Consider the following 24,389-nt stretch of genomic DNA (forward strand, 5'->3'; position numbering starts at 1 on the left):
TGAGATAGCCCTATTTTTATGCAGTAGTATTTATAGATAAATTGTAATAATGAAAAATTAAAAGTATAATAATATCTATATAAATAAGTAAATAATTAAAGAAAGGATGATATATATGCCACAAATTAAAATAAGAGGAATACATGAAAATGATATATGTAAAATAAGTGAAAAAATGATAGATGATTTAGTTGAGGCTGTTAAATGTCCAAGAGATTATTTTGAGATAGAGTGCATAAAATCAGTAGCTATAAGAGATGGAAAAATAGCAGACGTTTATCCATTTGTGGAAGTAGCTTGGTTTGATAGAGGACAAGAAGTTCAAGATACAGTAGCCAAAATAATAACTAATAGTATAAGAAAGAATCTAGATGTAGAAAGTATGGATTTAGCATTTACAGTATTTGAGAAAGAAAAGTACTATGAAAATGGAGAACATTTTTAAAGGAAGGTATGACTTATGGCTAAAAAGCAACGTTTAGATAAGGTACTTTCAAACTTAGGATATGGAAGTAGAGCAGAAATAAAGAGAGATTGCAAAAAAGGATTAGTAAGTGTTAATGGAAAAATTGAAAACAATCCTGGACTTCAAGTAGATACAGATAAAGACGTTATAGTATTTGATGGCGAAACTATTGAATATAAAGAATTTATATATTTGATGTTAAATAAACCAGATGGATACATATCAGCAACTTTTGATAAATATGATCCAATAGTTCTTGATTTGATAGATGATAAATCTTTAGTGTTTGAACCATTTCCAGTAGGAAGGTTAGATAAAGATACAGAAGGTCTATTAGTATTAACTAATGATGGGCAATTAGCACATAGGGTATTATCTCCAAAGAGTCATGTTCCAAAAACTTATTATGCTAAAATTGATGGAATAGTAACTAACGAAGATATAAGTGCTTTTAAAGAAGGTGTAGTATTAGATGATGGTTACAAGACTATGCCAGCACATCTTGTAATACTTAAAAGTGATGAAGTATCAGAAATTGAACTTACTATAAATGAAGGAAAATTTCATCAAGTTAAAAGAATGTTTGAGAGCGTAGGTAAAAAAGTAATTTACTTAAAAAGATTATCTATGGGTAAATTGAAATTAGATGAAAGTCTAGAATTAGGAGAATATAGAGAACTAACAGAAGAAGAGATAAGACTTATAGAACAAAGATAGTCTTTAATAACGGAGGATAAAAGCGTGAAGAGAAGAGATATAATAGAATTTGAAGTAGATAAAATGGAGTTTGGTGGTACGTCTGTAAGTCGCTTAGGAAATAGAGACATATATATGAAAGGTGGAATAAGTGGACAAAAGGTGAAAGCTTCAGTTAAAAAAACTAGAAGTGGAAAAGCTGAAGTTAAGATGCTAGAACTATTAGAAAACTCACCTATTGAAACAGAAACTCCATGTAAGCATTTTAATGTATGTGGTGGATGTAGTATATTATCAGTACCATATGAAAAACAACTTGAAATAAAAGAAAGACAAGTAATGGATTTATTTTTAGCCCAAGATATATTTGGATTTAAGTTTGAAGGAATAGAAAGAAGTCCTCAAGCTAAAGAATACAGAAATAAAATGGAGTATACTTTTGGAGATGAAATGAAGGATGGACCTTTAACTTTAGGTCTACATAAAAAAGGAAAACATATAGATATATTAACAGTAGATGGATGTTTTTTAGTAGACGATGATTTTATAAAAGTATTAACTTCAACGGTTGAATATTTCAATGAGAAGAAAGTTCCTTACTATAGAAATATGAGCCATAAAGGATACTTAAGAAACCTTGTAGTAAGAAAAGGTATAAATACAAATGAAATGATGGTAAATATAGTAACTTCATCTCAAGAAGATTTTGATATGACAGAGTATAAGGATATGTTATTAAATCTTAATTTAAAAGCTGATTTAGTAAGTATATTACATACTATAAATGATGGATTAGCAGATGCTGTTAATTGTGATGAATTAAGAGTTTTACATGGAAGAGATTATATACAAGAAGAACTTTTAGGACTTAAATTTAAAATATCTCCTTTCTCATTCTTCCAAACTAACACTAAGGGAGCTGAAGAATTATACAAAATAGCTAGAGAATTTGTTGGAGAGCACAATAATAAAGTTGTATTTGACTTATACAGCGGTACAGGAACTATAGGTCAAGTAATGGCAGAAAAAGCTAAAAAGGTATATGGAATAGAGATAATAGAGGAAGCAGTAGAAGCAGCTAATAAAAATGCTGAATTAAATGGGTTAACTAACTGTGAATTCATAGCAGGAGATGTTTCTAAGACAGTTAATAAACTAAAAGCTAAACCAGATATAATAATAGTTGATCCACCAAGACCAGGTGTACACAAAGATGCTATAAGAGATATAGCTGGATTTAATTCTAAAGAGATAGTTTATATATCTTGTAACCCTAAGACATTAGTTTTAGATTTAGTAGAATTTAAAAAGTATGGATACGAAGTTGAACGAGTTAAGTGTATGGATATGTTCCCTAATACACCTCATGTTGAAACAGTAGTTAAGATATGTAAAAAAAATTAATAAATTAAGGACTATCTAAAATTAGATAGTCCTTTTATTTTACATAATCATTAATATCTCTTATATAAACAGTGTTATATACACAAATTTTAAAAATTGTTTATATTATTAAGCTTTGTTTATAGAACCAAATAGTTCCATTTTTTCTTTTACAGTTTCTTTTATAGCTTCAAATCCTGGAGCAAGAAGTTTACGAGGGTCAAAACCTTTACCTTGTAAGTCTTTACCTTCTTCTATATATTTACGAGTTGCAGCAGCAAAAGCTAATTGACACTCAGTATTAACATTTATTTTAGATACACCTAAAGATATAGCTTTTTTTATCATATCAGCTGGTATACCAGTTCCACCATGTAAAACTAAAGGCATATCTCCTGTAGCTTTATTTATAGATTCTAAAGCATCAAAGTTTAATCCAGCCCAATTTTCTGGATATTGACCATGTATATTACCTATACCAGCAGCTAACATATCAACACCTAAATCAGCTATTAATTTACATTCATTAGGGTCTGCTATTTCACCAGCACCTATAACACCGTCTTCTTCTCCACCTATAGAACCAACTTCTGCTTCTACAGATATTCCTTTAGCATTAGCTATTTTTATTATCTCTTTTGTTTTTTCTATGTTTTCTTCTATAGAGTAGTGAGAACCATCAAACATAACAGAAGAGAATCCTGCTTCTATTACTTTTAAAGCTCCTTCATAACTACCATGGTCTAGATGTAGTGCAACTGGAACAGTTATATTTAATTCTTCTAACATTCCATTAACCATACCAACTACAGTTTTATATCCTCCCATATATTTCCCAGCACCTTCAGATACCCCTAATATAACTGGAGAATTGTTTTCCTGAGCAGTAAGTAATATTGCTTTAGTCCATTCTAAGTTATTTATGTTGAATTGACCAACAGCATACTTACCTTCTCTAGCTTTGTTTAACATTTCTTTAGCTGAAACTAACATATTAAAAACCTCCATAAGAAAATTAACCCTTAACTAGATTGTTAAAAAGTTATGTATTATCTAATGCATATTATACCCTAAAAAAAGGAAAATGAAAATAAAATATTAAATTACATTCATATGAAAATTAAAATAATTTTTATAAAAATATTTAAAATTGTGCAAAAATAACAGTTAATGTCAATAAACAGGTATACTTAAATTATGAAATATTGTATATTAATAAAGTGAAATAATATTTAAGCAGATTCTCATATAATTTGTAAATAAGGAGGGAATATGTATAAAATTATAAAAAGTTTTAACAATAATGTTATTCTATGTATAGAAGAAAATAAAAATAAGGAGTACATTTTAATTGGAAATGGAATTGGATTTAAAGCATCTACAAATTCAATTTTTAAAGATGTAGATAAAATTGAAAAAATATTTGTTATAAATGAAGATAGATATAAAAGTTTAGAGGAATTATACGATACAATAAATCCAAACTATATTGGGGTAGTAACAGAGGGTTTATCTACAATAGATGATAGTATAGATGTAGATATAAACAATAAATCACATATGGCACTATTAGATCATTTAGTATTTGCAATAGAAAGATACTATGACAATATGTGCTTAAAAAACCAATTCAAAGCAGAATTAAAGACTTTATATGAATATGAATGGGAATTAGCAAAGAAAATAGTTGATTTTATAAATAAATCTTTAGATATAACATTAAATGAAGATGAAATAGCATTTGTAACTATGCATATAAATGGAATATTAAATAAAACAAAAGCAGTAGATAGTGCTAAACAAGCTATAATAATTAAAGAAGCTATAGATTTTTTAGAAAAAGAATTAGATATAAATATATATAAAGATTCAATATACTACAATAGACTTATAGTACATTTAAGACTTGCTATTAACAGATCTATTAAAGGGATATGTGAAGAAAATATGTTATTAGATCATATAAGGGAGAAGTTAAATAAATCATATAGTATATCTGAAGTATTATGCGAATATCTAAAATTAAAACACGATATAAATTTAAATGAAGGTGAAGTTGGGTTTATAGCACTTCATATAGATAGATTAATGACAAATTCTAACAGATAGTACAAAAAAGTGGTAGGGAAATTGTTTACAACGTACAATTTAAATGTTATACTTAATTTATACTAAATAAATAAAGAGCGTGTTACTGGTAAAGCAGGCAAGAGCTAAATTATTTATATTTATGTAACTATTTTATAGTACTCATAAATATGAATATTTTAGCTCTTTTTTATTTATTATAGTAATAATGCATGAAAACTTAACTAAAATTAAATTTAATTACACATATTATAATAAGTAAGGAGGAATTATGAAATGCTTCAATTTTTACAAAGAATCGGTAAGGCTATAATGCTTCCAATAGCAGCACTACCGGTTGCTGGTATTTTACTAGGAGTTGGAGGAGCTTTACTTAATATAGCAGCACTAGATAATGCTCCAGCTATATACCAACCACTTATAAGCTTTGTATCTATTCCAGCAATTACAGTAGTATTAAAGATAATGCAAGGTGTAGGAGATATAGTATTTGGTAATTTACCACTACTATTTGCAGTAGGTACTGCAGTTGGTCTTGCAAAAGAAGATAAAGGAACATCTGCACTTGCTTCAGTATTTGGATTTTTAATAATGAATAAAGTTATAAGTGTATTATTAGCTTTAGGAGTTACTAGATTAGGTGTTGTAACAGAAGCAAATACACCAGCTCAATATGCAACATATGTAACTTCAACATTAGGAATATTTACTCTTAATATGTCAGTGTTTGGGGGTATTATAACTGGTATAGTTACATCTACACTACACAATAAATTCTATAATATACAATTACCACAAGTTATAGGATTTTTCTCTGGATCAAGATTTGTTCCAATAGTAGTTTCAGTAGTTATGGCAATTGTAGGTGCAATACTTGCTTTTATATGGCCATTTGTTCAAGACGCAATAGCTTACATAGCATTAGGAGTTAATAATGCAGGTATAATAGGAACATTCTTCTATGGATTAATAGAAAGATCTTTAATACCATTTGGATTACATCATGTATTCTATACGCCATTTTGGTTTGGTTCTTTCGTAGATGGACATGTTTTAATAGATGGAGCATGGAAAACAGTACAAGGAGCGAATTATGCATACTTCGCACAATTAGGTAGCATGCAAGATTTAGTAGGAGCTTCACCAGAAACTATGTCTAAAATAGTTGCAGGAACTACTAGATTTATGGCTGGTAAATTCCCATTCATGATGTTTGGATTACCTGCAGCAGCATTAGCAATGTATCATACAGCTGCTCCAAGTAAGAAAAAAGTAGTAGGAAGTTTATTATTATCAGCAGCAGTAACATCTTTCTTAACTGGTATAACTGAACCATTAGAATTTACATTCTTATTTGTTGCACCAGTATTATATGCAGTTCACTGTGTACTTGCAGGACTTTCATTCTTATTAATGGATTTATTAAATGTATTTATAGGAATGACATTCTCTGGAGGATTTATAGATTTCTCATTATTTGGTATACTTCCAGCAGGAGCAGGAGTACCAACTAATTGGTTAAGAGCTATAATGGTAGGAATTGTATATGCGGTAGTTTACTACTTCTTATTCAAATTCTTAATAGTTAAGTTCAATTTAAAAACTCCAGGTAGAGATGAAAATGAACAAGAAACTAAGTTATATACAAAAGCTGATTATCAAGCAGGAAAAACTGATAAATCAGGAAGTAGTGAAATAGAAGAAAATGCACCATATGTATTAGAAGCATTAGGTGGGGAAGAAAATATAGTTTCAGTAGATGCTTGTATAACTAGATTAAGAGTAGAAGTTAAAGATAAATCTAAGGTAGAAAAAGATAAGTTTAAATCATTAGGTGCTGTTGGTGTTATGGAAGTCGGCAATGGTATCCAAGTTATATATGGAGCTAAAGCAGATGCATATAAAAACCAAATAAATAAAATTTTAAAAAAATAATTTAAAGGCCTTGAAGAATATTCTTCAAGGCTTTTTTATTTGAATAAATATATTTCCAAAATATTAATATAATATTTTTAGGATATAATCAGAAAATAATATATATTACAGATTAGGAGGAATATATATTATGATTTATAGAAAAAGACTTATATTCTTAACAGCACTTATTACAATAGTAGTATCTATTTTTTATATAAATGTAAAAACTAAAGGTCCAATTGATTTTAATAATTTAACATCATCTATAATACAAGGTTTTAAACCTTTAAAAGTAATAGAAGATAAATCAGTTATAGAGTACGATGGAATTAAATTTGTAGTAAAAATGCCTATAGTAAATTATGAAAATAAAGATGTAGAAAGGTATATAAATACATATATAAGGAAAAATATAAGTCAATTTATAAATACAAAGAAACAACAAAAAGATATTTCTTCAAATAACAAAGATTTAGTGATAAACATAAATTACCATATAGCGTTTGAAGATAAAAATGTACTAAATATTATAATTTATAAAGATATAAACATTAAAGGTAAAAAGTATGAAAGAATTAAGGACAGTTATGTGTTTGATTTAAAAACTGGACAAAGAATATATATAGATAATTTTTTAAAAAATAATAAAGATTACGATTATGTATTAAAAAATTATGTTTTAAACAAAATAGATAGAAAAAATCTTAAAATAGATAAAGAAAAAATTCAAATAAATAAACATACTAATTACTATATAACAGATGAAGGGCTAGCTATATACTTTAATCCTTATCAAATTAGTGATAGAAAAGAAATTTATGAATTTAAAATACCTGTTACAGCATTTAATAAAAAGATAAAAACATTAGATACTAATCCTATAGTAGCTCAAATAGATACACAGACTATAACTAAAAATACTGAATATATAAATAGTATAATTAATATTCCTATGATAATAATTAAAAATAAAGAAATTGAGAAGAGTATAAATGAAAAAATAAAAAATGATATAATGAAATCTTATTCTAGTGTAGAAGAGGATGCTAAATCATATCTTTCAAATACACCTAAAGAATATACAAAACCATTTATATATAATGTTAATTTTGATGTAAAAAAAAATAGTGATAATATGTTAAGTATTTTGATTAAATATTATCAAGAGAGTGGGGGAGCCCACGGATTTTATGAAAATAAATCTTATAACATATATATAGAAGATGGAAAAATATTAAGTTTAAGAGATTTGTTTAAAGAAAGTTCAGATTATGTAAATGTAATAAATGAAATAATAAGAGAGAAAATAAAAGAGGGTCAAGATGGAGCATATAGTTTTAAAAGTATTTCTAATAATCAGAAATTTTATATAGAAGATGATAAGTTAGTTATATATTTTGATTTATATGAAATCGCTCCTTTTGCAGCAGGTATACCTGAATTTAAGATAGATATAAACAACATAAGCCATATATTAAATGAAAAATATATAGATATATTTAAATAGTGTAGTAATTTTACTACACTATTTAAATGAAATAAATTAAATTGTTGGATTTAATGAAGCTATTTTTGTAACAGCTACATAAACTCTAGATATTTCATACCATGTTTTAAAATCTACGACACCTGATTGAGGAAGACCGAATATACGTTGAAATTCCTTTACTGAATTAGCAGTAGCATCATTATATATACCATCTTCTCTAATTTTAGGAATAGCGGGATAACCATTTGATATTGCATTTAATTGACTTTGAATAGTTCTTACATCTTTTCCTGTAGACCCTATTTGTAAAACCTCTCCAGGGAAGGATACAGGAACTCCACTTACTATAGGTGCTTTTTCAAACACAACATTATTTCCATAAAAAGATCTTATAATTTCTTCATAGCTAAGTCCTTGATCTCCCAAATCTTTGCTTCCCCATTGTGTCATTTGACCTGGACATTGAGTTTTGACTCCGTCACAGTATTGAGCTAATAACGGCTGTCTAGATGTAGGAGGTCTTTTTATAAAAGTATTAAAAATTTCATCAACTGCAACACTTATAGTATCAAACACATTTCTTTCATGTATATATTTATGGTCATATGCTGTAGTTGAAGTTATAGTAAATGTATATCCCTTACTTCTATACCATTCAGTAAAAACTCTATTTAAAGTAAATGATATTATAGCTACAACATTAGCTAAAATAGTTTCTCTAGTCCACGTAGAGTAAATCTCTGAAGATGCTACGTTTTTTATATAATCTTTGAAATAAATCCAATAATTAGGAGCATTTTTATCTTCAGGCATACCGTCATGAACTACTACAAATTCAGGGACAACAGGATTATCTAAAACTACGAAACCAGTTGGAGGTGGTATTGGTTTTAAATCACTTTCTGGAATTTTTGGAGGATAATTACCCCATAAAGTATGAGGCCCTATATCAATTATTATTTCATTTTGTCTAGAGTACAATCGTCTGCTTCGTTGAAGAGGCTGCATTCTAATGCCTTGCTCAGCTATAACTGTAGCTAAAATTTGAGTTCCATTTATTAATGTTGTCTCATAACCGTCTTTTATAACTTCTACAATATATTGACTATACGGCCTAACATCACTTGGTTGTTGAGAATAAATTAAATCAGGTGCTTCTAGATTTAATCCTACAATTTGGCCAGAGATGTCTGTTTTTAAATTTTGAAATATAGTTCTAGATGCTTGGTCTTCAGTTGCCATAGAGTAAACATTAACAGTGGCATCAACAATTGGAAAATTGTTAGTACTATCAACTACATTTACAGTTAAAAAACCATCTTGCATAAAAAAACTCCTTTCTTACTTAAAATGATAGTATTAATACATAGTATGAATAAATAGATTATTTTGTTAAGAGATTTGGAAATAATATATTAGAAACGTATTTAATAAGAAAGGTAATGAGTATATGAAATTAAATTTATTAATTATATCTATAGCACCTAGTCTTGCGTTTTTAATGTGGATATATTTTAAAGATAAATATGAAAAGGAACCTATAAAATTCTTAGCAAAGCTATTTTTTATTGGAATTTTAATAAGTATTCCAGCAATAGCAATAGAAGATTTACTACTTAAAATTAAGATTAATAATGAATATTTAAATTTATCTTATATAGCGTTTATAGTAGCTGCATCAACTGAAGAAACTTTAAAATATATTGTATTAATAGGTTATACATTAAAAAGTAAATATTATACAGAAAAACTAGATGGAATAGTATATAGCATATTTATAACTCTTGGATTTGCAACAGTTGAAAATATAATATATATATTTTATGAAAATTATTTAAGTTTACTTGAAATTGGATTAAGTAGAGCGATTATAGCTATACCAGGTCATATAATGTTTGCTATAGCTATGGGGTATTATTTATCTATATATAAATTTAATAGCAAAAATAAGAATGAAAATAAAATTAATTTATTTAAAATCTTATTTATTCCAATAATACTTCATGGAATTTTCGATTTTTTATTAATGATAAAAACAACTTGGGCAACAGTATTATTTCTTTTATACTTGATATATTTATGGAAAATAAGTTTAGATAAAGTAGATATTTATACTGATTATGCAAGGAAGAGATTTATAAGATTAAGGACAAGAAGAAAAAGAAAATGATCAATAGGAGTGATTAAATGAGATATATAAATAAAAGTCAAGAATTAGTTATATGCAAGTTTTTACAAAGATATGATTATGATGGAGTTTTAGATATATTAATTGAGGCAGGTATAGAAAGTGGAGATTTATATGATTTATTAAATTCATGTAAATATGCTACTAATTTTGACTTTAATACAGCACTTAGTATTGCTAAAAATTTAAGTGAACCTATGTTAGAAAGAAAAGAGATTAAAAATCTTATATCTAACTTAGAAAATTTAAATGATGGAGATCCAGAAGACATACTATCAGAGTTAATAGAGAATATAAAAATTCAGATAGTTAACGAGGAATACATAGATTTCTTAGGTCGACTTTACAGATTAAAAGAAGCTTTATTTAAATATATATTTGTTAATTCCAAAGAAGATAAAAAATATGTAGTGTCAATGCATGGGCATATGGTGTCTAAGAAAAATATACTATATACTCTTAAAAAGAAGTATAATATATATAATGGTAACCTAATACATGGTGTAACTCAATATATAAAGAGATATCTTAAACAAACTAAGCGTATGGATAAAGTTTTAGAAATATTAAATGGAGAAAAACTTGAAAACTTAATAAGGTTAAGAAATGAAAGTCCAGTAGGCCACGGATTCAGAGGTGTTAGTAGGGAAGATATAGAAGCTATATATGGAAGCCCTATGGAAGTTGTACATGATTTAATTAAGGCATGTGAACTTTTAGATTTGGGGATAAATACTAAAAAGTATGAGCATATAAATGATATAATTATAGAGCTTTTATCTAAGTATGTAGAGCATGAAGGAGATGAAGAATTTGAGCAAAAACATTAAAAAGGAGATAATAGAGTGGATTAAAATAATAGCTGTATCATTAGTTATTGCTCTTATAATAACTCACTTTGTTAGACCAACACTAGTGCAAGGATCATCTATGTATCCTACGCTAGAAGAAAAAGATTATTTGATAATAAATAGAATTGCATATGATCACAAAGAGCCTAAAAGAGGAGATATAATTGTTTTTAAGACAGATTTATTACAAGATAATGGAAAAGCAAAGGATTTAGTAAAAAGAGTTATAGCAGTTCCAGGAGACCATATAAAGATAACTGATAATAAAGTATATATAAATGGAAAGCTTCAAGATGAAAAATACATACATGGAGCAAAAACAGAAGGAGATATAGATATGACTATTCCAAAAGGATATGTATTTGCTATGGGGGATAATAGAGAAAATAGTATGGATAGCAGAGATCCACAAGTAGGAATAGTAAAAGAAAGTGATATAATGGGAAAAGTTATGGTTAGATTGCTACCATTTAATAAAATAGGAAAGATTTCATAGAGGTATAGATATGAAAATAGGTATACCAGCATTAGTTCATGAAATAAGTAAAGCTATTGATATATGCAAGTGTAATAAATACATAAATCATATAGAGATAGGAATTGACAATTTAGATGAATGTAAGCAAGTTATTAAATATGCTAAAAAATTTGAAGAAAATAATATAAGTATAGGCATACATATTCCTATGGAACTTAATACTTGTGAAAATATAGATTATATAAGAGAGTCTTGGATAAAGTTTATATTAGAACTAAACAAGAACTTAATTAATATAGATGTAAAATATTTTAATATGCATGTAGGGTATGTGATAACAAATAGGTTTGAAAAAAATAAAGAAAAATACTTAAATAATAGTATTAAATTTTTCAAAAATTTAGATATAGATACAAAAATATATATTGAAAATACTTATACAAAAGGTGGAGATATATGTAATGTAGGAACAACATCGTATGAATTTGAATATATATTTAATAGCGTACCTAAGATTGGATTTTGTTATGATACAGGACATAACTTAATAAATAAAGATGATTTTATATCAAAATTAAAGGATAAATTAAATTTAATTCATCTAAGTGACAATGATGGTATAAAAGATTTACACATTGGACTTGGAAAAGGAATATTAAGTATTGATAGCATAAAAGATTTAATAAAATTAAATCCTCAATTTATTATATTAGAAATAAATTACAATGATATAAATGAATCTGTTAAATTATTAGAACGATTTATATAATATAAACCGTTCTAATAATAGTATAAGGATTAAAAAGACAGGGAGGATTCTATGTGTAATATAAATGTCAAAATTGGTGAATCTAATTATAAATACAAAAAAGGCGTAATCTTAGAAAATATATCTAAAGATTTAAGCAGTAAGTATAAAGGGATAATAACATTAGGAAAAATAGATAATAAATTGAAAGATTTAAGTACTGAGTTAAATAAAGATTGTAACCTTGAATTTATAGATACTACAATTGCTGATGGTATGAGGGTTTATACAAGAACATTATCTTTCATTTTTATAAAAGCATGTGAGGAATTATATCCTAATTGTAAAGTTACTATAGAACACTCTTTATCTAATGGTTTATATTGTGAGGTTAAAATTGGAAAACAAAATCTAAACGATGAAATTTTAGATAACATAAAAGCACAAGTTAAGTCTATAATAGATAGAAATGAAAATATAGAAAAGATAGTCACTAACAAGGAAAACGCTATAAAAATCTTTGAAGAAAGACATGATTATATAAAAGCTGAGCTTTTAAAATATAAAGAATACGATGACGTGAAAATATATAAATGTGGAAGTTATATAAATCATTTTTATGGGCATATGCTACCATCGACAGGTTACGTAACTGTATTTGATATAAAAAAATGGAAATCTGGCGTTGTTATACTAGGACCTAGTAAACTTGATAAAACTAAAGCTCAAGAATTTATACCTCAGCATAAATTATCAAATATATACAAGGAATCTGAATTATGGTCAGATCTTATAGGTGTAGGTGAAGTTGTAAGTCTTAATAAGGCTATAACAGAAAATAAATATAGTGAGATAATAAGAATAGTAGAAGCTTTACATGAAAAAAAGATATCTCAAATTGCAGATATAATAAAGGAAAATAATAAAAGAGTTATATTAATAGCAGCTCCATCATCATCAGGAAAAACAAGTTTCGCTCATAGATTATCAATTCAGTTAAAAGTAAATAATTTACACCCAGTGCCTATATCTCTAGACGACTATTTTGTTAATAGAGAGGATACACCGTTAGATGAATTTGGTAACTATGATTTTGAATCTATATATGCTATAGACTTAGAGTTGTTTAATAGTGATTTAGAAAAATTACTTAAAGGAGAAGAAATAAGGCTTCCTAAATTTAATTTTAAGACAGGTAAAAGAGAATTTAGTGGAAAAACATTGAAAATAGATAAGGATCAACCAATTATTTTAGAAGGTATACACGCTTTAAATCCTATGCTTACTAAAAGTATAGATGAAAAAGATAAGTTTAAGATTTATATAAGCGTTCTTACTCAAATAAATCTAGATAATCATAATAGAATACCTACGACTGATTTAAGGTTAATAAGACGAATAGTTAGAGATTACAACTTTAGAGGTTATAGTGCGGAGAAAACTATTTTAAATTGGGATTCTGTAAGAAGAGGAGAAGATAAAAATATATTCCCTTATCAAGAAGAAGCGGATATTATGTTTAATTCAGCTTGTTTATATGAACTAGCTATACTAAAAAAATATGCTAAGCCACTTTTAGAAGAGATAAAAGATGATAATGAAGCTTTTATAGAAGCTAATAGGGTTCTTAAATTTTTACAATACTTTGTAGAGTTGGATGATGAACTAGATATACCACCTACATCTATAATAAGAGAATTTATTGGAGGTAGTAGAATCGTTGATTAAGATTGAAATCCTGGGAAGTTGACACAATCCCAGGATTTTTTGTATTATATTTAAAAGAGTATTGAAGCGTTATAAAAAAATAAGGAGGAATGCGTATGGAAAATGTATTAGAAAAAATACTTGAAGATAACAGAAAATATGCAAATTATGGACAGGTGGCATCATATATACCTGAGCTTAAAAAAGCAAGACAAGATGATTTAGGAATATGTATGATAGATATGAACAATGTTGTTCATACAGCTGGACACTATGATAAAAAATTCACTATACAGAGTATATCGAAACCTATTGTTTTAGCCTTAGTACTTAGTGAAAGTGATTGGGAACATGTATTTTCTAAGGTGGGGATGGAGCCTAGTGGAGACCCATTTAACTCAATAATGAAATTAGAAACTAATAACACTAAAAAGCCATGTAACCCAATGATAAATGCAGGAGCTATAGTTACAACTTCTATGATAAAAGGTAAAAACCTTAAAGAAAAAGAAGAAAAAATGTTAAATTTCTTTAGAAAATTAGCTAAAAACGATAATTTAAAAATAAATTATGATGTATATGAGTCTGAAAAGGCTACGGGAGATAGAAATAGAGCTATGGCATATCTTTTAAAAAATGATGGATTTATAGAAGGTGATGTGGAAGAAGTATTAGACTTATATTTTAAACAATGTTCAATAGAAGTAGATTGTGTAGATTTAGCTAGAATGGGAGTGAATCTAGCATCATATGGATTAGATATTGAAACTGGAAATAGACTTATAGATGAAAGAATATCACGTATAGTTAAAACTTTTATGGTTACATGTGGTATGTATGATGCATCAGGAGAATTTGCAATAAAAGTAGGAATACCTGCAAAATCTGGTGTCGGAGGCGGTATAATGGCTTCTGTACCTAAGAAGATGGGAATAGGTATATATGGTCCTGCTCTTGATAAAAAAGGTAATAGCATTGCTGGTATAAAAATACTGCAAAACTTGAGTGAAAAATATAAAATAAATATATTCTAAAATAGAGAATTTTTTGACAATTACTGCTTGGTAATATATAATTATTTATATAATTAAATATTTTTATGGGTGGTGGGGGAATGAAAGAAGTATTAGTACTGAGAGATTTAGAGTGCATAAAAGCTATTGCACATCCAAGAAGAATAGATATATTAAAAGCATTTAAGGCAACTCCATTATCAGCAAAACAATTATCTCAATTATTAGATGAACCACATGCAAAAATAAATTACCATATAAAAACTTTATATAAAGTAGGAGTTTTAGATTTAGTAGAAGAGAAAGTTAAATCTGGAATTGTGGAGAAATATTACTACCCTACAGCTAAACATATTGTAATAGGGAAAAAAGCTTTGGATTTTAATAACGACTTGGAACAAATGGATATGGGGGATATCTGTATATCTAAGTTTGAAAATATGAGTAATTCCTTTTATAAAGCTATTGAAGAAAATAATATAGAGGATGAAAATATAACTAATTATAATCAAGTATCTTTAAACAAAGATGAGATTAAAGAGTTAGTAGAAACAATGGACTTGAAAATAAAAGAAATTATATTAAATAGAAAGCATGAAGAATCGGAAACTAAATATAATTTATCTTTAATTACTATACCCGTAGAAGAAAAATGTAGAGTATAAAGTATCAACAAACTTGTTGATACTTATTTTTTTGGGTATATTAATAAAAATGAATATAAATTGGTAGGAGGAAAATTAGTGATAGTAATAGGACCACATATATCAATAGCAAAAGGATTTTCAAAAGCAGCTCAAAGTGCTGTAGATATGGGAGCGAATACTTTTCAATTTTTTAGCAGAAATCCAAGGGGAGGAAATGCTAAAGCTTTTGATGAAAAAGATATAATGAAATTTCAAGAAATAAGAAAAGATAATAATTTTGGGCCACTACTAGCGCATGCACCATATACTATGAACTTAGCAGGAGTTAAAGAAGAAGTATATGAGTTTGGAAGAAAGGTAATTAAAGAAGATATAGAAAGAATGGATTCTTTAGGAATAGAATTTATGTGTTTTCATCCAGGTAGTCATGTAGGTTCAGGTGTAGAAGTTGGAATAGATAAGATAGCTAGTGCATTAAATGAAGCTATAACAGGAAAAGAAAATATAACTGTTTTACTTGAAACTATGTCTGGCAAAGGAAGTGAAATAGGGTTTACTTTTGAGCAAATAAGAGAAATTATAGATAAAGTAGAACATGATGAAAAAATAGGAGTATGCTTAGATACTTGTCATATATTTTCGGCAGGATATGATATAGTAAATGATTTAGATTCAGTGATAGATAAATTTGATAAAATAATAGGTTTAGAAAGATTAAAAGCAGTGCACCTTAATGATAGTATGATGCCTTTTGAATCTAAAAAAGATAGACATGCTTGTATTGGTGAAGGAGAAATAGGATTGGATGCGATTATAAGGTTTATAACACATCCAAAATTAAAACATTTACCATTTTATCTAGAAACACCATTAGAAGATGAAGGTCACAAAAGAGAGATTTTAATGATAAAAGATATTGTTAAACAAATATAATAAATTAATATATAATATATGTAGGGAATAAGACGATATTTTAATTGAAATATCGTCTTAATTTATAATATGAAAAATTAATAATGGGGTGAATATATGAGAAAGTTAGGAAATACTGAAATCAAAATTAATAGAGTTGGATTTGGAGGGATTCCTATACAAAGAATAACTCAAGAAGATACCAATTTGGTTATAAATGAGTTGATAAATCAAGGAGTTAATTTTATAGATACAGCTAGAGGATATACTATAAGTGAAGAATATATAGGTAATGCTATAGATGGGAAAAGAGATAGGTTTATATTAGCAACAAAAAGTATGGCAAGAACGTATGATGCTATGACAGAAGATGTAAAAAAAAGTTTAAGAAATCTTAAAACTGATTACATAGATTTATATCAATTTCATAATGTTAAGCCAGAAGAATATGATAAAATATTCAATGATGATATGGCTTATAAAGCACTTTTAGATTTTAAGAAGAAAGGTAAAATAAGATATATAGGAATAACAAGTCATAGTATAGATACCATAAAGAAAGCTGTATATAGCGGAAAGTTTGATACAATACAATTTCCATATAATATAGTAGAAGATCAGGCAGATGAAATATTTAAGGAAGCTAATAGAAGGAATATAGGTATAATTGTTATGAAGCCTTTAGCTGGAGGAGCTATAGATAATGCTAAACTGGCTATAAAATATATTTTATCTAAGGATTATATAGATGTTGTAATTCCAGGTATGGATAGTGTAAATCAAGTTATAGAAAATACATCTGTTCTTAAGGATTTAAATATAACAAAAGAAGAAGAAGCGCTTATTGAAGAAATAAGAAATAAGCTAGGGGATAAATTTTGCAGAAGATGTGAATATTGTATGCCTTGTCCATTAGGAATAAATATTCCACTAAACTTTTTATTAGAAGGATATTATAGTAGATATGGTTTAAAAGAGTGGTCAAAAAATAGATATAAAGGTTTAGAAATAAAAGCATCTGATTGTATTGAGTGTGGTAAATGTGAAAGTAAATGTCCGTACAATTTACCAATTAGAGAAATGTTAAAGGATGTATCGAATAAATTAGATTAAAAATAATTCCACCTAATGATTTTTAGGTGGAATTAACTATAGTTTTGAAATAGTATAATCTACTTTATATTGAGATAAAGGATATAACTCTATCTCAACACGAGGATTTTCTTTATCTATAAAATCAAATAAAAGTACAGGTTTTAATTGTTTATCATTTTTTATAATGCCACTTTTTTCTATACCATCACATATACTTTTAGGATAGTTATGTAAGTCACCCATTCTTTTATTTGGAAAATATAACTTTAATATAGTAATAAGATCTTCTTCTATGCAAGGACCATCATACTGAGTATTTATATATCCTGCAATCATATTTTCATAAGCTAAATATTTAGAGTGCTTACCTTTAGAAGGCATCCATGATTGACCATGAATATTATGAAGTTTAAAGTTAGACTTGCTTATTGGTCTTCCTGGAATTACTAATTTTATCAAAAAAATCACCATCCTTTATACTTTAGTTATTATAAATGTAAATATACATTAATGAAAGGAAAACTTATGAATAGTAAAGATTTAAAAGAGTTTTGTTATAGTATAGGTATTAAATGTGTCGGAATTGCAGGAATAGGACCATACTATGATTTAGAAGAAATAATAAAAGATAAATTAAATAAAGGGTACTTTACAGGAATGGAAGAGTCATGTATAGAAAAGAGAATTGACCCTAGAAAAACTATGAAAAATGCTGAGTCTATAATTGTTTGTGCTTTTCCTTATTATGTAAAAGATGTAGACGATTCTAATATTTCTAAGTATTGTTATGGAAAAGATTATCATATAGTAGTAAAGGAAAAGTTAGAACAAATTGCACAATATATAAAAAGTAAACAGGGAAATTTTGAATATATGATATTTGCAGATAATGGTCCTCTTGTAGACAGGTATCTAGCTAGTATATCTGGAGTAGGTTATTATGGAATAAATAATAATATAATAACGGATGAATTTGGGTCGTATGTATTTATAGGTTATATAATAAATAACTATAAGTTTGAAAATGATAATGTAGAAAAAAGAACTTGCTTGCAATGTAAAAAGTGTATAAATAATTGTCCAGGTAAAGCAATTTTAGGAAATTTTGAAATGAATCCAAAACTATGTTTATCTTATATAACACAAAAAAAAGAAGAGTTAAGTGAAGATGAGATAAATGTTTTAAAAGAAAATAAAAAAGTATTTGGATGCGATGTATGTCAAGATGTGTGCCCTCATAATAAAAATATATCGACGACTAATATAAAAGAGTTTTATGAAGATTTGATGTTTAATTTGGATAAAGATGAAATTAATAGTATATCTAATAAAGAATTTAAAAGAAGGTATAAAGAAAAAGCTTTTAGTTGGAGAGGTAAAAAAATAATACAAAGAAATATGGAGATTTTAGAAAAGTAAAACTTTTAACTTTTATAGTTAGAAGTTTTTTATTTTTTACTTAACATTTAATAAATATAAAACATATTATATAAAAAGGAATTGAAAGGGGGATGAATATGATTAAATATTCTAATACCTCTGAATTAGAGGGTTTAGGGGAAATAATAGGGCAAGAAAGTGCTATAAAAGCTATGGAACTTGGACTTAAAATAGATAATCCTGCATATAACATATTTGTGGCTGGAGACAGTGGAACTGGAAAAACTACTTATGTACTTAATGCTTTAAATACTTATGCACAAGAAAAAAATGATCATAAAGATTGGTGCTATGTATATAATTTTGAAAATAGTAGAGAGCCTATAGCGGTGGCTTTGGATAAAGGTATAGGGAAATTATTTAAAAAAGATATGGAAAAACTTATAGAAACCTTACTTGATGAACTTAAAGATGCATTTGAAAGTGAAGAATTTGAAATGAGTAAAAATGAATTATTAGATGATTATGAAATTGAAAAAGAAGCACTACTTCAGAAAATAAAAAAATATGGAGAAGAAAAAGGATTTAAATTAAAAAGTAGTAAAGTTGGAATGATATTTACCCCAGAAGATGAATCTGTAGATACGTCTTCTGAAGAATTTTACAAGGTAAAAAAAGAACTAGAAAATGCTGCTATACAAGTTGCTTATAAAATTAGAGACATAGAAGAAGATGCAAAGGAAGCTTTACTAGATTTAGAAAATGAGATAGGTAAATATATAGTAAATCCACATATAGAAAATTTAATAGATAAATATGGAAGTTTCGATAAAATAAAAAAATATTTAGAGGACACTAGAGATGATATATTAGAGTATGTTTATTTATTTTATATGGATGAAGAAGAATTAAAAGATAAATACGACAAAGAGCATTTTACTAGATACAAAGTTAACTTATTAGTTGATAATGGATTAGATAAATCTGGAGCACCAGTAGTAGTTGAAATAAACCCAAGTCCTAGCAATTTATTTGGTAAAGCGGAATATGAATATTATAATGGAACTGTGAAAACAGATTTTACAAAGTTATTACCTGGAGCAGTACACAAAGCAAATGGAGGATATTTAGTTTTATATGTAGACCAATTATTAAGATATAATTTATCTTGGGATATATTGAAAAAGACAATTCAACAAGGTGAAGTAACATTAGATACACAAACAGCAATAAAGCCTGAGAAAATACCTGTAAACGTAAAAGTAGTTTTAATAGGTAGTAATTATATGTACAATTTAATGTATAATTATGATTCTGAGTTTAATAAGTATTTTAAGATATTTGTAGATTTTGATAATGAGATGAAAAAAGATGAAAACAATGAAATGAGGGTATCAAGATTTATAGCATCGTATTGTAATAAAAATAACTTAAAGCACTTAACTTATAGTGGAGTAGAGCAAATTATAAAATATAGTACTAGAATAACTGGAGATAGAGAAAAATTATCAACTAAATTTAATAAAATAGTAGAAATCTTAGTTGAAGGAGATGCATATGCAAAAATAAGAGGTGCTGAGTTTGTAGATAAAGAAGATATACTAAAAGCTATAAGAGAAAGAAGAGAAAGATTTAGTAAAATAGAAAAGAAGATGGATGAATCTCTTGAAAAAGGTTTTACTCTTATATCAACTGAAGGTTCTAAAGTTGGAGTAATAAATGGATTATCAGTACTTAATATGGGAGAATATTCTTTTGGAAGACCATCGAGAATAACTGTAACAACAGCTCCGGGAAGTAATGGTATAGTTAATATTGAAAGAGAAGTTGAAATGAGTGGACCTATACACAGTAAAGGAGTTCTTATATTAAATGGATTTTTACTAGAAAATTTATCTCAAGAGTTTCCGTTATCTTTAAATGCCAATATTTGTTTTGAACAAAATTATGGAGGGGTAGATGGAGATAGTGCATCTGGAGCAGAGTTATATGCTTTATTATCATCTCTAAGTGAAATACCTATAAAACAAAATATAGGAGTAACTGGTTCTATAAATCAAAAAGGTGATATACAAGTAGTAGGTGGAGTAACTGAGAAAGTAGAAGGATTTTACTATACATGTAAGAAAAAAGGTCTAACGGGAAAACAAGGAGTTATACTCCCAAGAAATAATTTAAGAAATCTAGTCCTTTTAGATGAGGTAAATGATGCTATATTACAAGGTAAATTCCATATTTATCCTATAGATAGAATAGAAGAAGCAATTGAAATTTTAACTGATAAAACATTTGATGAAGTAAAGCAAGCTGCTATATATAAATTAAAAAAATATAGTGAATTAGATAAAAAATAATTTCGAAATGGATTGTGTATTGTTTTAATACACAATCCATTTTTTTTTAAAAGTAACAAAATATTACTAACCAATAAATTAAATTATATATATATTATGATAAATTTTGATAAATAATATAATTAAGATATATCAAAATCAATTCCATATGTTTAAATAATAATCAAAATTGTTATATATTATTATATATAAATCACAATATAAGGGGGATTTTGTAACATGGCTAAAGCAAAAAAGAAAAACAGAGAGAATATAAAAAAAATATTAGATATATTAGAACAAACATATCCAGATGCTGAATGTGAATTAAATTACACAAGTGCATTTGAATTGCTTATTGCTACTATACTATCTGCACAATGTACTGATGTAAGGGTAAATAAAGTTACAGCAGAATTATTTAAAAAGTATAATAAACCAGAAGATTTTGCTAAATTAAGTACAGCCGAAATTAGTGAGGAAATTAAAAGTTGTGGCTTATTTAAAAGTAAAGCCCAAAAAATAAAAGAAACATCAGTAATACTTTGTTCTAATTATGGTGGAGAAGTTCCAGATAAAATGGAAGAGTTAGTAAAACTTCCTGGTGTAGGAAGAAAAACTGCTAATGTAGTATTAAGTAATGCTTTTGGAGTTGATGCCATTGCAGTGGATACTCATGTTTTTAGAGTATCAAACAGAATAGGATTAGTAAAAACTGATACTCCAGAAAAAACAGAATTTGAACTTATGAAAGTATTGCCTAAAAAAAGATGGTCTAAAGCTCACCATCTAATAATATTTCATGGAAGAAGAATATGTAAAGCGAGAAAACCAGAATGTAATATATGTCCAATAGTTGAATATTGTGACTACTATCAAGAAGGGAATGACTAATATTGAAGAGACATAAAATTTATTTTCTATTAATAATATCTATATTGTGTTATTTTGGATTAATTGAAAAATCTTATGCAATTAACAAAGATAGTAAGATATGTAAAAATGTATATATTGAAAATATTGATGTCTCGGGATTAACAAAAAGTGAAGCTATAGATAAAATAAATAAATTTGTCTGTAAAGATAATAATATTAATTTACTTTATAAGGATAAAAATTATAATCTTAAATTAGAAGATGTAGGATTTTACTACAAAGTTGAAGAAGCTGTAAAAAAAGCTCATGGAGTAGGTAGAAATAAAGGGCTTTTATCTGATGTTAAAACAAAAATGAATTTATATTTCGGTGAAAAAGTAAATCTTAAATTAGATGTAGGATATGAAAAAAATAAGCTAGAAACATACATATCTAATTTAGCTAAAGATATGTATGTAAGTCCTATAAATTCTGAGATTAAATTAAGTGGAAATAAATTTAAAGTTAGTGATGAAAAAAATGGTGTTAAATTAAATAAAAAAGAATTGTTTACTTTACTTGATAAGCAAATAATAGATAAAGATTACTCTGAATGTTATATACCTACATCTATAATTACTCCTAAATATACTTTTGAAAAATTATCTAAGATAAACACTATTTTAGGAACGTATGAAACAGAATTTAATTCTAAGAATAAAAACAGAGTTAATAATATTACAATTGCTACAAATAAAATTAACAATACATTGATAGATTCTAATGAAAAGTTTTCCTTTAATGAAACTACAGGAAAAAGAGATATAGAACAAGGCTTCAAAGAAGCTCCAATTATATTAAATGGAAAATTAGAACTAGGAATGGGTGGAGGTATATGCCAAGTTTCTAGTACTGTATATAATGCTGCACTTTATTCGGGATTAGAAATAATACAAGCTAAAAATCATAGTATTCCAAGTAGTTATATACAAAAAGGAAGAGATGCAACGGTATCATATGGAAATATAGATTTGATATTTGAAAATAAATTTGATTCTCCTATACTAATACAAAGTAAAGTTGAAAATAATAAGATAATATCTACAATTTATGGCAATCATGAAGACAAAAAATATATAGATATAAAAACAAATATAGTTGAAACAATACCTCAAGAAATAATAATTAAAAAAAGTGATAAATTATATGAAGGAAAAACTAAAGTTGGAGAAAAAGGTAGAAGAGGATATAAAGTTAACACATATAGAGTTTATAAAAATGAAGATGGAAGTGTAACGAAAGAAGAACTTATAAATGAATGTTATTATCCACCTAAAAATAAAGTTATTGTAAAGGGCACAAAGAAAAAACATGAAAATTTAAATAGAACAAACATTAAAATAATATAAATCTCCATAATTTACTGGAGATTTATATTATTTTAACGTAAAGAAGTTTTTAGAAATACGAACTTTTTGATATAATTATTTTTATAAATCATTAAGGAGGATTTTTTATGTCTTTAAATATAGTATTAGTAGAACCTGAAATACCACAAAATACAGGAAATATAATAAGAAGTTGTGCAGCTACAGGAACAACACTTCACTTAGTAAGACCATTAGGGTTTTGTATGGATGATAAATATTTAAAAAGAGCTGGTTTAGATTATTGGGATTTAGTAGAAATAAAATATTATGATAGCTTTGATGAAGTAAGAGAACAAAATCCAGATGCTAAGTTTTTTTATTCAACAACAAAAGCTAAACAAACACACTCTGATGTAAAATATGAAGATAATTCATTTTTAGTATTTGGTAAGGAAACAAAAGGACTACCGGAAAGTTTAATAATGGAAAACTTAGAAACTGCAATAAGAATACCTATGGTAGATATAGAAAAAGCAAGATCGCTTAATTTATCAAATAGTGTAGCTATAGTATTATTTGAAGCATTAAGACAAATAGGGTATCCTAATTTAAGATAAAGTGTGTAATAAATAAATATATTGTATACAATAAAGAAGGTAAGAAATCTAATTATGATTAAGAAAAAGATTTCTTACCTTCTTATTTTTTGGAATTGTATGTAATATATAGTGAAAAATTGAATAAAATTTGAAATAAATGTAGAAAAAACTTTT

At 26.7% G+C, this 24,389-nt stretch carries 23 protein-coding genes; 20 read left to right on the plus strand and 3 right to left on the minus strand.

What is annotated here, in order from left to right:
* The first annotated feature begins 115 nt into the window (after positions 1–115).
* From H8891_RS10680 to rlmD, 3 genes are read left to right on the plus strand one after another with little or no spacing between them, the layout of a single operon-like run.
* Positions 116–445: a DUF1904 domain-containing protein gene (locus H8891_RS10680; protein ID WP_187006446.1), complete on the plus strand. Its 330-nt coding sequence runs from the start codon at positions 116–118 to the stop codon at positions 443–445.
* A 15-nt stretch (positions 446–460) separates the two neighbouring features.
* Entirely contained in the window at positions 461–1,183 is a 723-nt protein-coding gene (locus tag H8891_RS10685) for a pseudouridine synthase (protein WP_187006447.1), read from the plus strand.
* A gap of 24 nt (positions 1,184–1,207) precedes the next feature.
* On the plus strand, positions 1,208–2,566 hold the full coding sequence (gene rlmD, locus H8891_RS10690; RefSeq protein ID WP_330604983.1) for a 23S rRNA (uracil(1939)-C(5))-methyltransferase RlmD: 1,359 nt from the start codon (positions 1,208–1,210) through the stop codon (positions 2,564–2,566).
* 108 nt (positions 2,567–2,674) lie between these two features.
* On the opposite strand, the gene fba is transcribed toward rlmD, so the two are convergent.
* The gene (gene fba / locus H8891_RS10695) at positions 2,675–3,538 is read right to left on the minus strand and encodes a class II fructose-1,6-bisphosphate aldolase (RefSeq protein ID WP_147546986.1); all 864 of its coding nucleotides are present in this window, start codon (positions 3,536–3,538) and stop codon (positions 2,675–2,677) included.
* Between the two features lie 279 nt (positions 3,539–3,817).
* On the opposite strand from fba, the gene H8891_RS10700 reads away from it, so the two are divergent.
* The 3 genes from H8891_RS10700 to H8891_RS10710 all read left to right on the plus strand — a co-directional run bounded on the left by H8891_RS10700 (position 3,818) and on the right by H8891_RS10710 (position 8,057).
* Positions 3,818–4,654 (plus strand): PRD domain-containing protein, encoded by an 837-nt coding sequence (locus H8891_RS10700; protein WP_187006448.1) that lies wholly within the window; start codon positions 3,818–3,820, stop codon positions 4,652–4,654.
* A gap of 255 nt (positions 4,655–4,909) precedes the next feature.
* A complete protein-coding gene (locus tag H8891_RS10705; RefSeq protein WP_187006449.1) occupies positions 4,910–6,568 on the plus strand; it encodes a PTS transporter subunit EIIC in 1,659 nt (552 codons plus the stop codon).
* Between the two features lie 130 nt (positions 6,569–6,698).
* Positions 6,699–8,057, plus strand: a complete 1,359-nt coding sequence (locus H8891_RS10710) for a DUF3298 domain-containing protein (RefSeq protein WP_187006450.1) — start codon at positions 6,699–6,701, stop codon at positions 8,055–8,057.
* Positions 8,058–8,093: 36 nt separating this feature from the next.
* On the opposite strand, the gene sleC is transcribed toward H8891_RS10710, so the two are convergent.
* The gene (sleC, locus tag H8891_RS10715; protein ID WP_187006451.1) at positions 8,094–9,365 is read right to left on the minus strand and encodes a spore cortex-lytic germination protein SleC; all 1,272 of its coding nucleotides are present in this window, start codon (positions 9,363–9,365) and stop codon (positions 8,094–8,096) included.
* A 124-nt stretch (positions 9,366–9,489) separates the two neighbouring features.
* On the opposite strand from sleC, the gene H8891_RS10720 reads away from it, so the two are divergent.
* The 9 genes from H8891_RS10720 to H8891_RS10760 all read left to right on the plus strand — a co-directional run bounded on the left by H8891_RS10720 (position 9,490) and on the right by H8891_RS10760 (position 17,696).
* Positions 9,490–10,209 carry a PrsW family intramembrane metalloprotease gene (locus tag H8891_RS10720; protein ID WP_187006452.1) on the plus strand — a complete coding sequence of 240 codons (720 nt, stop codon included), beginning with the start codon at positions 9,490–9,492 and terminating at the stop codon, positions 10,207–10,209.
* Positions 10,210–10,226: 17 nt separating this feature from the next.
* Positions 10,227–11,057, plus strand: coding sequence for a hypothetical protein (locus H8891_RS10725; RefSeq protein ID WP_187006453.1), 831 nt, complete (start codon positions 10,227–10,229; stop codon positions 11,055–11,057).
* Positions 11,032–11,574: a signal peptidase I gene (gene lepB / locus H8891_RS10730; protein ID WP_408637166.1), complete on the plus strand. Its 543-nt coding sequence runs from the start codon at positions 11,032–11,034 to the stop codon at positions 11,572–11,574. Before H8891_RS10725 ends, lepB begins: the two co-directional genes overlap by 26 nt.
* 10 nt (positions 11,575–11,584) lie before the next feature.
* A complete protein-coding gene (locus H8891_RS10735) occupies positions 11,585–12,325 on the plus strand; it encodes a sugar phosphate isomerase/epimerase family protein (RefSeq protein WP_187006454.1) in 741 nt (246 codons plus the stop codon).
* A 51-nt stretch (positions 12,326–12,376) separates the two neighbouring features.
* Positions 12,377–14,032, plus strand: a complete 1,656-nt coding sequence (locus H8891_RS10740; protein ID WP_187006455.1) for a nucleoside kinase — start codon at positions 12,377–12,379, stop codon at positions 14,030–14,032.
* Between the two features lie 95 nt (positions 14,033–14,127).
* Entirely contained in the window at positions 14,128–15,045 is a 918-nt protein-coding gene (gene glsA, locus H8891_RS10745; protein ID WP_147547007.1) for a glutaminase A, read from the plus strand.
* An 80-nt stretch (positions 15,046–15,125) separates the two neighbouring features.
* Positions 15,126–15,689 (plus strand): winged helix-turn-helix domain-containing protein, encoded by a 564-nt coding sequence (locus H8891_RS10750; protein ID WP_187006456.1) that lies wholly within the window; start codon positions 15,126–15,128, stop codon positions 15,687–15,689.
* A 78-nt stretch (positions 15,690–15,767) separates the two neighbouring features.
* A complete protein-coding gene (locus H8891_RS10755; protein ID WP_187006457.1) occupies positions 15,768–16,604 on the plus strand; it encodes a deoxyribonuclease IV in 837 nt (278 codons plus the stop codon).
* 96 nt (positions 16,605–16,700) lie between these two features.
* Positions 16,701–17,696, plus strand: a complete 996-nt coding sequence (locus H8891_RS10760; RefSeq protein ID WP_187006458.1) for an aldo/keto reductase — start codon at positions 16,701–16,703, stop codon at positions 17,694–17,696.
* Between the two features lie 36 nt (positions 17,697–17,732).
* On the opposite strand, the gene H8891_RS10765 is transcribed toward H8891_RS10760, so the two are convergent.
* Complete coding sequence (locus tag H8891_RS10765; RefSeq protein ID WP_147547016.1) at positions 17,733–18,137, minus strand: RusA family crossover junction endodeoxyribonuclease; 405 nt, start codon at positions 18,135–18,137, stop codon at positions 17,733–17,735.
* Between the two features lie 66 nt (positions 18,138–18,203).
* Between H8891_RS10765 and queG the strand changes: the two genes are divergently transcribed.
* The 5 genes from queG (at position 18,204) to trmL (ending at position 24,233) form a co-directional block, all read left to right on the plus strand.
* Complete coding sequence (queG, locus tag H8891_RS10770) at positions 18,204–19,097, plus strand: tRNA epoxyqueuosine(34) reductase QueG (protein WP_187006459.1); 894 nt, start codon at positions 18,204–18,206, stop codon at positions 19,095–19,097.
* 98 nt (positions 19,098–19,195) lie between these two features.
* The gene (locus tag H8891_RS10775) at positions 19,196–21,412 is read left to right on the plus strand and encodes a Lon protease family protein (RefSeq protein WP_207723616.1); all 2,217 of its coding nucleotides are present in this window, start codon (positions 19,196–19,198) and stop codon (positions 21,410–21,412) included.
* Between the two features lie 219 nt (positions 21,413–21,631).
* On the plus strand, positions 21,632–22,285 hold the full coding sequence (nth, locus tag H8891_RS10780) for an endonuclease III (protein ID WP_187006460.1): 654 nt from the start codon (positions 21,632–21,634) through the stop codon (positions 22,283–22,285).
* Between the two features lie 44 nt (positions 22,286–22,329).
* The gene (locus tag H8891_RS10785; protein ID WP_187006461.1) at positions 22,330–23,655 is read left to right on the plus strand and encodes a VanW family protein; all 1,326 of its coding nucleotides are present in this window, start codon (positions 22,330–22,332) and stop codon (positions 23,653–23,655) included.
* A 107-nt stretch (positions 23,656–23,762) separates the two neighbouring features.
* Positions 23,763–24,233: a tRNA (uridine(34)/cytosine(34)/5-carboxymethylaminomethyluridine(34)-2'-O)-methyltransferase TrmL gene (trmL, locus tag H8891_RS10790; protein WP_187006462.1), complete on the plus strand. Its 471-nt coding sequence runs from the start codon at positions 23,763–23,765 to the stop codon at positions 24,231–24,233.
* Positions 24,234–24,389: the final 156 nt, after the last annotated feature.

The sequence above is a fragment of the Paeniclostridium hominis genome (genome assembly GCF_014306135.1).
GTDB classification, from domain to species: Bacteria; Bacillota; Clostridia; order Peptostreptococcales; family Peptostreptococcaceae; genus Paraclostridium; species Paraclostridium hominis.

Bases quoted from the DNA above. Each gene is read 5' to 3' on its own strand.
- H8891_RS10680 (WP_187006446.1), top strand. From the start codon at position 116: ATGCCACAAATTAAAATAAGAGGAATACATGAAAATGATATATGTAAA.
- H8891_RS10685 (WP_187006447.1), top strand. From the start codon at position 461: ATGGCTAAAAAGCAACGTTTAGATAAGGTACTTTCAAACTTAGGATAT.
- fba (WP_147546986.1), bottom strand. From the start codon at position 3,538: ATGTTAGTTTCAGCTAAAGAAATGTTAAACAAAGCTAGAGAAGGTAAG.
- H8891_RS10700 (WP_187006448.1), top strand. From the start codon at position 3,818: ATGTATAAAATTATAAAAAGTTTTAACAATAATGTTATTCTATGTATA.
- H8891_RS10705 (WP_187006449.1), top strand. From the start codon at position 4,910: ATGCTTCAATTTTTACAAAGAATCGGTAAGGCTATAATGCTTCCAATA.
- H8891_RS10710 (WP_187006450.1), top strand. From the start codon at position 6,699: ATGATTTATAGAAAAAGACTTATATTCTTAACAGCACTTATTACAATA.
- sleC (WP_187006451.1), bottom strand. From the start codon at position 9,365: ATGCAAGATGGTTTTTTAACTGTAAATGTAGTTGATAGTACTAACAAT.
- H8891_RS10720 (WP_187006452.1), top strand. From the start codon at position 9,490: ATGAAATTAAATTTATTAATTATATCTATAGCACCTAGTCTTGCGTTT.
- H8891_RS10725 (WP_187006453.1), top strand. From the start codon at position 10,227: ATGAGATATATAAATAAAAGTCAAGAATTAGTTATATGCAAGTTTTTA.
- lepB (WP_408637166.1), top strand. From the start codon at position 11,032: ATGAAGAATTTGAGCAAAAACATTAAAAAGGAGATAATAGAGTGGATT.
- H8891_RS10735 (WP_187006454.1), top strand. From the start codon at position 11,585: ATGAAAATAGGTATACCAGCATTAGTTCATGAAATAAGTAAAGCTATT.
- H8891_RS10740 (WP_187006455.1), top strand. From the start codon at position 12,377: ATGTGTAATATAAATGTCAAAATTGGTGAATCTAATTATAAATACAAA.
- glsA (WP_147547007.1), top strand. From the start codon at position 14,128: ATGGAAAATGTATTAGAAAAAATACTTGAAGATAACAGAAAATATGCA.
- H8891_RS10750 (WP_187006456.1), top strand. From the start codon at position 15,126: ATGAAAGAAGTATTAGTACTGAGAGATTTAGAGTGCATAAAAGCTATT.
- H8891_RS10760 (WP_187006458.1), top strand. From the start codon at position 16,701: ATGAGAAAGTTAGGAAATACTGAAATCAAAATTAATAGAGTTGGATTT.
- queG (WP_187006459.1), top strand. From the start codon at position 18,204: ATGAATAGTAAAGATTTAAAAGAGTTTTGTTATAGTATAGGTATTAAA.
- H8891_RS10775 (WP_207723616.1), top strand. From the start codon at position 19,196: ATGATTAAATATTCTAATACCTCTGAATTAGAGGGTTTAGGGGAAATA.
- nth (WP_187006460.1), top strand. From the start codon at position 21,632: ATGGCTAAAGCAAAAAAGAAAAACAGAGAGAATATAAAAAAAATATTA.
- trmL (WP_187006462.1), top strand. From the start codon at position 23,763: ATGTCTTTAAATATAGTATTAGTAGAACCTGAAATACCACAAAATACA.